Raw genomic sequence first — 7845 nt, 5'->3', positions numbered from 1 at the left:
ATTGGCTTGAACACCTTTATTGTATCGCGTTTGGAGTTTTTTTGATATAACCTTCGACGCGCACCCGCATAGCGGGTGGTTTATTTTTCTCGCACCTCACGGAGCGAGACGGACTAATAGTCACATAATAAGAGAGTATTCACTCCATAAAAAAGAGAGAACATCTGTTCTCTCCAGTATATAAAATTATTTAGCTTCAAATCCTTCAGCAACTGCTTCCGCAAAGTTTTCTTCAACGATGCTTGCGCAGTGGTCACAGATGGTTGCATGGTAGCTGCGATCTGCAGTAGTTGGATCAATACGACGGCAACGGTCACATACTTCACCTGCAGCACGTTCAACTGTGAAGGCAACATCTTCGAAGCTTACGGCAGCTTCTGGAGCTGGTCCTTCTGCGATAGTCAATTCAGAGACAATCAAGAGTTGAGCTACATTGCTATCAACAGCTCCGAGAAGAGTTTTCACCACTTCATTTGGATAAACCGTCAAGTGAGCTTCAAGTGATTTACCGATGACTTTGGCATTACGCGCTTCTTCCAAGGCTTTTTGAGCTTGTCCACGGAAGTCCATGAAGGCAGCCCATGTGTCCAAGATTTCTTCTTGATTAGCAAATGTTTGAGCTTCTGGCAATTCTGACAATTGAACAAAGTCTTCCGCTTCAAACTCAAGATATGACCAGATTTCTTCCGCAGTGTGAGGAAGGATTGGTGTCAAGAGTTTGGTAATTTTTACAAGAATATCGTAGAAGACAGTTTGCATTTGACGGCGTTCAAGTGATTTTGCTCCTTCGATGTAGACAACGTCTTTGGCAAAATCAAGGTAGAAGGCTGACAAGTCAACGTTGATAAAGTTCACTAGTGCTTTATAGATTGTCAAAAATTCAAAGTCAGCATAAGCATCACGAATTGTTTTCACAAGCTGGTTAAAACGAATGGTCATATACTTGTCAACTGAACGAAGTTCTTCGTAAGCAACTGCATCCTCAGCTGGGTTAAAGTCAGATGTGTTAGCAATCAAGAAACGAAGAGTGTTACGGATCTTACGGTAAGTTTCAGAAACTTGGCTCAAGATATCCATTGAGATACGCACGTCATTGCTTGAGTCTACACTTGTTACCCAGAGACGCAAGATTTCCGCACCAAATTGTTTTTCAACATCACTTGGAGCAATGGTATTTCCAAGAGATTTAGACATCTTTTCACCTTTACCGTCAAGGGCAAAACCTTGTGACAAGATTTGTTTGTATGGTGCCACACCATGGTTAGCCACAGATGTGATAAGAGAAGAGTTGAACCAACCACGGTATTGGTCAGAACCTTCAAGGTAGAGGTCAGCTGGGTATTTAAGTTCTGGACGGTTAACCACGACACCGTTCCATGATGAACCTGAGTCAAACCAAACGTCCATGATATCTGTTTCTTTCTTGAACTCACCATTTGGTGAACCTGGATGAGTAAATCCTTCTGGCAAGAGGTCTTTAGCATCACGTTCCCACCAGATGATTGAACCATGCTCTTCAAAGAGTTGAGCTACATGTTCAATTGTTTCAGCTGTCATGATTGGTGTGCCGTCTTCTGCGTAGAAGATTGGAAGAGGAACTCCCCAAGCACGTTGACGTGAGATGACCCAGTCACCACGGTCACGGATCATGTTGTAAAGACGGACTTTACCCCATTCTGAATGGAATTTCACTTTTTCGATTTCATCTAAAATATCTTGACGGAATTTTGATACTGAAGCAAACCATTGTGGAACTGCACGCCAGATGATTGGTTTTTTCGTACGCCAGTCAAATGGGTATGAGTGAGAAATTTCTTCTTGAGCAAGAAGCAAATCACCAAGTTTTTCGATAACCGTTGGAACAACCTTATCATAGAATTGGCCTTCAAACTCAGGACCTGCATTTTCCATCATAAGCCCGCGTTCGTTAACTGTCACAGCAACTTCGAGTCCGTTAGCAACACCGACATTGTAGTCATCCTCACCAAAACCTGGGGCTGTATGGACGATACCAGTACCTGAGTCTGTTGTAACGTGGTCACCAAGGATAACGAGTTCATCTACTGCAGTATCCCATGGGTGTTCTGTCACGATATGGTTCAATTCTTGGCCACGATAAGTCGCCAAAACTTGAACATCAGTCCAGCCAAATTTCTCAGACAAGCTGTTCAACAATTCAGCAGCAACCACAAACTTACGAGTTTCACCAGCAGGTTGAACCAAAACGTAGTCAATATCCGCACCAACAGTCAAACCACGAGAAGCCGTGATAGTAAATGGAGTTGTTGTCCAAACAACGATGTAAGTATCAGTGTCTAACACACCTTTGCCATCCTTGACCTTATTGGCATAGTAAAGTGATGTTGAAACCAAGTCATGGTATTCAATCTCTGCTTCAGCAAGAGCTGACTCAGATGACCATGACCAGTAAACTGGCTTGGCACCACGGTAGATATAGCCCTTGTTAGCCATCTCGCCGAAGACACGAATTTGCGCTGCTTCATAGTCAGGGGTCAAAGTTACATATGGATTTTCCCAGTCACCAGAAACACCTAAACGTTTGAAGTCTTCGCGTTGTTTATCTACTTGAGAAAGAGCGTATTCACGGCAAAGTTTCAAGTATTCAACCAAATCCATCTCTTTGCGTTTGACACCCTGTTTTGCCAAAACTTGCTCGATTGGTAGTCCGTGTGTATCCCAACCTGGGATGTATGGTGCGTAGAATCCTGACATAGACTTAGAACGAACAATGATATCTTTTGAAATCTTGTTCATAGCATGACCAACGTGGATATTTCCGTTAGCGTACGGAGGGCCATCATGAAGAGTGAAATGAGGTTTTCCTTCATTCAACTCTTGACGACGTTGGTAGAGCTTTGCTTCTTCCCATTCTTTTTGCCAGACTGGCTCTTTGGTTGGAAGGCCTGCACGCATTGGGAAGTCAGTTTTCCCAAGATTTAAAGTTTCTTTGAGTTTCATGATATCTCCTTTTTTATATAGACAAAATAAAAACCACGACTCGCTAAAAAGGACGAAAATCGTGGTACCACCTTTGTTCGGAAAAAGAACTAGTCTTTCTCCCTCTTTTCCCGTAACGTGGGGAACGTCAAATCCTACTAACTTCAGACTTGATAACTTGAGAGGATAATCTAATCAACAGGGACTGTAGGACTTCCACCATCGCCTACTCGCTGTAAATATGTTTGGTTAGATCTTGTTCTCAGATTTTCTTTCTTATAAAAGATCAATAGATTCTGTCAAGGGTGCTGGTTGAGAATCTTGGTTTGAAGAAACGACTCCTTCTACTACTGAGCTAGCATTATCTGGAACTGTTTCTTTTTGTGATTCAGCCAATTCTCGATTAGCTGCTTCAATGCGAGCTTGGAGCTCTGCTACTTCCTCTGGTGAAAACTGACGAGTCATGTCAATTGGTTCTTCATCATGATATCCAGTTACATCTTCACCCAAAACTTCTCCGACAACTTCTTTAAAAGCTTCGTCACTTGTTTGAAGGTAAGTTGCTGTCGGACGCAAAATTTCTTCCCAGTCAGAAGAGTCTACAATGGCCAATTGACTCTCAATCGTAGATTTCAAACGTTGATGGAAGACACGGCTCTTATTCTTTAATTCTTCCGTCTCTACTGCAACCTTCTTAGCATTATCCGTAGCTTGACGCAAGATTTCATTAGCCTTATACTTAGCTTCATCAAGCAGACGCTGGGCATCTTGTTCAGCCTGTTTAAGGATATTTTGAGAGCGTTCATTGGCAGCTTGTTTGACACGTTCTGCAGTATCTTGAGCAATCAATACAGACTGGCTCAATGACTCCTTAATCTCATCAAAATAAGACAAACGTTCCTCTAAATTTTTAATGTGTTGCTCTTTTTCATGGTTACTACGAACAAGCGTTTCATAATCACGAACAACAATATCTAGAAATTCATCAACTTCTTCAGGATTAAAACCTCTAAACTTGGTACTAAAGGTTTTATCCTTGATTTCTAACGATGTAATTGGCATATTTTTCCTCACTTACTTAATAAAAAATAGAATCATTCAATGGTTCTGGTTCTTGCTCGCTTGTCACTGTTCTTTTAGGAAAATCATCAGTAAAAGACGAAAGACGTTCTTCTAATCTTTTGATATAGACTTCAGTTTCATCCTTGTAATGGACTAGTTCCTCATAGTCAAAATAAATCTTATCCAAAAATTCGTCAACTTCTTCCTTATTATAGCCTCTGAATTTAATGGAGAAAGCTTTATCAATAATTTCTTGTGGTGTAATTGACATTTTTCTTCTCACTTACTTAGTAGTAATTGGACTGTTATTTTTTTCTTATCTTTTTTGGTTTGACCATTTTCTTTGAGTAAGATAATCCGTCCAAAGCGTCTGACACTTACTAAATCACCTAACTTAACTTGGTAGTCAGATTTTTCAACAAGATGGTAATTTACCTGAACATATTTTCTTTCTAATAAATCAGCTGTCTGCGAGCGAGACAATTTCAGAACATTTGATAAGAAAGCATCCAAGCGCATACTCGGAATTAAAACTTCCTTTTCCTGATAATCACTCACGGCTTCTACCAATTCTTCAAAAGATACGACTTCTAGTTTGACAGGCAATCTAGCAATTTTTTGAATTCCATCTTGAAAGAGAGAAGTGAATTTTTGGTCCACAATGATTTGAGCCCTATTCTCCGTAACTAAAATATCACCAAACAATTTGCGATCAATTCCCAAACGATTCAGAACAGTTCCTAAAATCTTGGCATGTGTCAATTGGTCGAACTTACTAGAATAAACAATCTCAAGCAATTCCATTTCAAAATCCATCAAAGTCGGTATGAAATAATCTGGTGCAAAAAGCACACGACTATACTCACTAGGTACGAAATCGTTGCTTGAAAAAACTTGAATTCCTTGATGATTCCCCAATGTCTTTAAAATAAAGACCTGATGGGGGTTGATAAAGGGAGTTAGGATGGGAGCGTAGTGCTCTTCTACCTGCCTAAGCCACTCCAATCCCTTATCAATGAAAGGAATATCCTCGACTGAGAAATGCTGATAAATATCTTTTCTCATGCTAGTATTAAAAGAAAACGGATCAGATAGTTACCGACTAAATGAACTAAAATGACAGCCACCCAAACTGTAAAATCAAAACCACCAACCCTTAGTGGCAAACGTCTCAAGGGTTGAAGGATCGGTTTGACTAAGCTAGTTAACAAACGACCTAGTGCTGTATCATAAGCATTGGGTAACCAAGATAATAGAGCAAAAGCTACAAGTATCCATGAATAGATAGTCGCAGCATTCTGTATTAAACGAATTAGAAAAATCATTACTTCACTCGATTTCTCTTCATATCAAAATCAAACTCTTCACCGTGAGAACCATCTGGCAAGCGAATGTCTTCAATATTAACCACAACTCCTACTGGTGTCAAAAGATACATAGTATTTGCAACTTTTCTCAATTCACCAGCTAGCACATGGCGAGCTCCATCTAAGTAATCTAGACAGCGGCGTGCTTGTACTTCAGTCATATATTGGAAGTCAATGAGAATACTTTCGTTGCCTGCCAACAAATCAACGATATCTGTTGCATCTTCGTAGCGACGAGGATAACGAACATCAATAGTTACCTTTTCTGTGCTACGATGGCTCTGCATCGCCAACTCTTGCTGACGAGCATGAAGGCGCGTAATATTTTTCTCTTTAGAATTCACTTGTGAAGATTGTGGTGACTGTTGAGCTCGTGGAAGTTCTTCCTTTGGAGCCGAAACTGAAGTTAAGGTTTGTTCAGACTTTAATTCAGCAACGCTTGGTGCCACCTCTTCTCCATCTTCAGTGAAATAATCTATAAACTTATCAAATTTATCTTTTAGTGACATGGTTATTTCCTATTTAAAAAATGCTGTACCGATTCGAACGAAAGTTGAACCACATTGAATCGCTTCTTTGAAGTCTCGACTCATACCCATACTTAGTTCGGTCATCGGCATATTAGGGAGATGTTTTTCTTGAATGGTTTTTTGCAATTCTTGCGTTTCTTTAAATATGTCTAGTAACTCTTGACTAGTTGCTTCAAATGGAGCCATGGTCATCAGACCTACATACTCAATCTGGTCTAATTCTGAAAGTTCTGGTAAGAGAGCTAACAATTCTTCTTTCGAAAAACCGTGCTTACTTTCTTCCTTAGAAATATTTACTTGCAAAAAGCACTTAATCTTGTGGTCCGCTCGTTTTTGAATTTCCTGAGCTAGCTTTAAGGAATCTAAAGCATGAAAATAATCCACATAAGAAATCACTTCCTTGACTTTACGTCTCTGTAAGGTTCCAATCAAATGCCAGGTAAGATTCTGATCACTCAGAGCATGATACTTGTCAAGAAATTTATCAACACGGTTCTCACCAATGTGTTGCACTCCTTGCGAAACCAAAGCTGAGGCTGTTTCAACATCTACATATTTGGTCACCGCAATCACAGAAACCGAATCGTTTTCACGACCGGCTTCCTGAACTGCATTCGATATCTGTTGAAAAACAAGGTTCGTATTTTCTTTTAAATTCATCTTCATTAACGATTTTTAAAGAATGGTGGTGTTTCCAACTCGTCTTCATCTGTCGCTATTGGAACTTCAAAACGTTCCACTGGAGAAACAACTGGTTCTCCTTGACGAACGATGGCATCGCGTCTCAAGTCCCAGTCACCAAAAGCTGATGTCTTTGGAGCTTCTTGACGGCGATAACTTGGAGTTGGAATTTCTACTGTATCAGCCATATCAAAATTACGATCAAAAGTTTGTGCATGGCTAGTTCGAGCAGGTTCACGGTGGGTTGTTTGGCGTGGTTGAGCAGTTACAACTTTCTCAACTTTATCCTGACGTACTCCTGTCGCAACAACTGTCACGCGGATTTCGTCTTTCATTGTCTCATCAATAGATGTTCCAAGCCAGATGTTAACACCATGACCAGCTGCTTGATTAACAATTTCTGATGCTTCTTCAGCCTCAATCAAAGTCAAGTCCAAGCCACCAGTTACGTTGACAATCACATCTTCTGCACCATCGATAGTTGTTTCAAGAAGTGGTGAGTAGATTGCTTTGCGAGCAGCTTCTACAACTCGTTCTTCACCGCTACCGATACCAATCCCCATAAGGGCATTACCTTTATTGGCCATAACAGTCTTAACGTCTGCAAAGTCCAAGTTAATCAAACCAGGATTTGTAATCAAATCTGTAATTCCTTGTACACCTTGACGAAGAACGTTGTCTGCTTCACTCAATGCTTCAAGAAGTGGAGTTTTCTTGTCGACGATTTCTAGCAAGTTATTGTTTGAGATAATCAAGAGTGTATCAACATGCTCACGAAGTTCGTTGATCCCTTCGATAGCAAATTGTCCACGTTTGCTTCCTTCAAAGCCAAATGGACGAGTGACAACACCTACTGTCAAAGCTCCGAGACTTTTAGCAATACGAGCGATAACTGGTGCAGCACCTGTACCAGAACCACCACCCATACCAGCAGTGATGAAGACCATATCAGCACCACTGATTGCTTCTGTCAATACTTCTTCGCTTTCTTCTGCAGCTTTACGACCAACTTCAGGTTGACCTCCTGCACCAAGTCCGCGAGTCAATTTAGGGCCAAGCTGGATAACTGTCTCAGCTTTTGTACTGCTCAAAGCCTGTACATCTGTGTTGGCTGCGATAAATTCAACGCCGGAAACGCCTTCGTCAACCATACGGTTGATGGCATTTCCACCACCACCGCCGACACCGATTACTTTAATGACTGCACCTTGTGCAGCTGCTGTATCAAATGAAAATGTCATATTTAT

8 protein-coding genes are annotated in these 7845 nt (G+C 40.8%); all 8 read right to left on the bottom strand.

Annotated elements, in window-relative coordinates:
- Window positions 1-186: 186 nt before the first annotated feature.
- Window positions 187-2979: an isoleucine--tRNA ligase gene (gene ileS, locus ADH31_RS09375; protein ID WP_049510392.1), complete on the bottom strand. Its 2793-nt coding sequence runs from the start codon at window positions 2977-2979 to the stop codon at window positions 187-189.
- Window positions 2980-3234: 255 nt separating this feature from the next.
- Window positions 3235-4020 (bottom strand): DivIVA domain-containing protein, encoded by a 786-nt coding sequence (locus ADH31_RS09370; protein WP_049510390.1) that lies wholly within the window; start codon window positions 4018-4020, stop codon window positions 3235-3237.
- 16 nt (window positions 4021-4036) lie between these two features.
- On the bottom strand, window positions 4037-4291 hold the full coding sequence (locus ADH31_RS09365; RefSeq protein WP_049510388.1) for a DivIVA domain-containing protein: 255 nt from the start codon (window positions 4289-4291) through the stop codon (window positions 4037-4039).
- Window positions 4292-4299: 8 nt separating this feature from the next.
- Window positions 4300-5085 carry an RNA-binding protein gene (locus ADH31_RS09360; protein ID WP_049510386.1) on the bottom strand — a complete coding sequence of 262 codons (786 nt, stop codon included), beginning with the start codon at window positions 5083-5085 and terminating at the stop codon, window positions 4300-4302.
- Window positions 5082-5345, bottom strand: a complete 264-nt coding sequence (locus ADH31_RS09355; RefSeq protein ID WP_049503967.1) for a YggT family protein — start codon at window positions 5343-5345, stop codon at window positions 5082-5084. The genes ADH31_RS09360 and ADH31_RS09355 overlap by 4 nt, the downstream gene beginning before the upstream one ends.
- Entirely contained in the window at window positions 5345-5896 is a 552-nt protein-coding gene (locus ADH31_RS09350; RefSeq protein ID WP_049510385.1) for a cell division protein SepF, read from the bottom strand. The genes ADH31_RS09355 and ADH31_RS09350 overlap by 1 nt, the downstream gene beginning before the upstream one ends.
- A gap of 9 nt (window positions 5897-5905) precedes the next feature.
- Window positions 5906-6577, bottom strand: a complete 672-nt coding sequence (locus ADH31_RS09345; protein ID WP_049510399.1) for a YggS family pyridoxal phosphate-dependent enzyme — start codon at window positions 6575-6577, stop codon at window positions 5906-5908.
- 5 nt (window positions 6578-6582) lie between these two features.
- Window positions 6583-7839: a cell division protein FtsZ gene (gene ftsZ, locus ADH31_RS09340; protein ID WP_049510384.1), complete on the bottom strand. Its 1257-nt coding sequence runs from the start codon at window positions 7837-7839 to the stop codon at window positions 6583-6585.
- Window positions 7840-7845: the final 6 nt, after the last annotated feature.

It is taken from the genome of Streptococcus pseudopneumoniae (assembly GCF_001072375.1).
Lineage (GTDB): Bacteria > Bacillota > Bacilli > Lactobacillales > Streptococcaceae > Streptococcus > Streptococcus pseudopneumoniae_L.
The sequence above is the reverse complement of the archived record's forward strand: the minus strand, read 5'-3'. Positions and strand labels throughout refer to the sequence as shown.